This window comes from Pseudorhodoplanes sp. (assembly GCF_035565855.1).
Classification (GTDB): domain Bacteria; phylum Pseudomonadota; class Alphaproteobacteria; order Rhizobiales; family Xanthobacteraceae; genus Pseudorhodoplanes.
On the sequence record NZ_DATMRX010000281.1, the window covers coordinates 1 to 2,447 of the forward strand.

The 2,447-nt window shown below is 63.5% G+C and carries 2 protein-coding genes; both read left to right on the plus strand.

What is annotated here, in order from left to right:
* Nucleotides 1-705 (plus strand): KUP/HAK/KT family potassium transporter (locus tag VN004_RS16065; RefSeq protein WP_325612063.1); only part of this gene is annotated, 705 nt, incomplete at its 5' end.
* Nucleotides 706-815: 110 nt separating this feature from the next.
* On the plus strand, nucleotides 816-2,447 hold a 1,632-nt coding region (locus tag VN004_RS16070), incomplete at its 3' end, for a carboxypeptidase-like regulatory domain-containing protein (protein ID WP_325612065.1).

Below are 2,447 nucleotides of genomic sequence, written 5' to 3' on the forward strand. Positions count from 1 at the left end.
GTCTGGAGATGGGGGCTTGCCGCGGCGATCGCGGTGATCCTGCCGTTCCTGCTGATCGACCTGACCTTCCTGTCGGGCAATCTATTGAAGATTGCCGATGGCGGCTGGATGCCGCTCGTGCTCGGCGCAGCGCTGATGGTCGTGATGTATACGTGGCGCGTTGGCAGCCGCGAACTGTTCCGCAAGACGCGCAAGCTCGAGACGCCGCTGCGTGACCTTGTCAGAATGATCGAACGCAAGCCACCGGTCCGCGTGCCGGGAACCGCGGTGTTCCTGTCCGGCGATCCGGAGAGCGCGCCGACCGCGCTCATGCACAGCCTGAAGCACTACAAGGCGCTGCACGATCAGAATGTCATCCTGACGGTCGAATATGCCGACGCGCCGCGCGTCGATGAAAGCGAGCGGGTGCGGATCGAGCCGCTCGGTGAGCGCTTCCGGCGCGTGATCTTGCGTTTCGGCTTCATGGAGCAGCCCAACGTGCCGAAAGCGCTCGCCATCGCGCGCAAGCTGGGCTGGACCTTCGACATCATGTCGACGTCGTTCTTTCTGTCGCGGCGGACGCTGAAGCCGGCGCCCAATTCTCAACTGCCGGTCTGGCAGGACCGGCTGTTCATCGGGCTTGCAAAAAGCGCGAGCGACGCCACCGACTACTTCCAGATCCCGACCGGACGTGTGGTCGAGGTCGGAACCCAGGTGACGGTGTAAGGCCTGCGCCGCCGGTCGAGGCCGAAATTTTATCAACCGCTCCTCGAATTTGGCGCCATTGCGATTGTTAATATCCAACAATCGCAAAAACGACAGTGGAGGAGCCTGCCATGCCGTCCCGCCACGTGCTTCTGACCGGTGTAGCTGTCGCGTTCTTCACAGCGATGCCGGCCGGATCGTCATCCCGGGTTTATGCGCAGCAGCCGGTCGCGATCGATGCGGACGATATCGGCGGTGTGGTGACTGGAGCGAACGGGCCGGAAGCCGGCGTCTGGGTGATCGCCGAAACCACAGACCTGCCAACCCGTTACACCAAGAGCGTGGTGACGGACGATCAGGGCCGCTACGTCGTTCCCGATCTTCCGGTCGCAAATTACAAGGTGTGGGTGCGCGGGTATGGACTTGTCGATTCCCCGCGCCTCCGCGCCAAGCCCGGACAGGTGCTGAACCACACCGCGGTCCCGGCGCCGGACGATCGCGCGGCCGCGCATTATTATCCGGCGATCTACTGGTACACGATGATGAGGATCCCGCCGGCCAAGGATTTTGGCGGCGCGACCGAGATTCCCAAGGAGATCACGCAGGATCGCTGGCGTCAGCGCATGGGCAACGTGGACTGCGTCGGTTGCCATCAGCTCGGACAGGCAGCGACACGCACGATTCCGGCGCAGTTCGGCCATTTCGAAACCGGCGAGGACGCATGGATGCGCCGGCTGGCCTCGGGCCAGTCGGGTGAATCGATGACGAACCGCATCGCCGGGGAGCTCGGCGGCGTGCCCTACAAATATTTCGGAGACTGGACCGATCGCGTCGCGCGCGGCGAGTTGCCGAAGCACAAGCCGGCGCGCCCGCAAGGCGAAGAACGCAATCTCGTGGTCACGACCTGGGACTGGTCGCAGCCGAACAAATACATGCACGACCTGATCTCGTCGGACCGGCGCAAGCCCACGGTGAATGCCTACGGCAAGCTCTACGGCTCGCCGGAATATTCCACCGACATGATGCCGATCCTCGATCCGAAGACCCACACAGTGACCTTCTTCAAGATGCTGGTTGCCGATCCGAACATGCCGGTATCGCTCGGTCCGGGTCACGCGGGCGGCATCGCGCCGACCATGCCATCCGCCTATTGGGGCGACGACGTGTTGTGGGATACCCGCGCGAACAATCACAATTCCATGTTCGACGACAAGGGGCGCCTGTGGCTCGCTGCGAGCGTGCGCGGTCTGGCAAATCCCGATTACTGCAAGGCGGGTTCGGATCACCCGTCGGCAAAAGCATTCCCGCTCACGCAAAGCGCGCGTCAGGTGGCGATGCTCGATCCGGCGACGATGAAATACTCGTTCATCGATACCTGTTTCGGCACGCATCACCCGCAATTCGGCTATGACGCCGACAATACGCTTTGGTTTTCCGGCACCGGCCAAGTCGCGGGCTGGGTGAACACGAAGGTGTGGGACGAGACCGGCGATGCGCGGAAGGCGCAGGGCTGGGCGCCGTTCGTTCGTGACGCCAACGGCAACGGGACGCTCGACCCATGGACCGAGCCGGGCAAGCCCGCGGAGGAGGGTAAGGACAGCCGCATCAATCCGGGCTCGGGCCCGTATGCGGTGACGCCGCATCCGACTGACGGCTCGATCTGGTACACGGTCGGGATCTTTGCCGGGCGGCCGGGCTTCATGCGGTTCGACCCGAAGACCAGGCTGAGCGAATTCTACGCCGTGCCCAAGGAAGCTATCGGC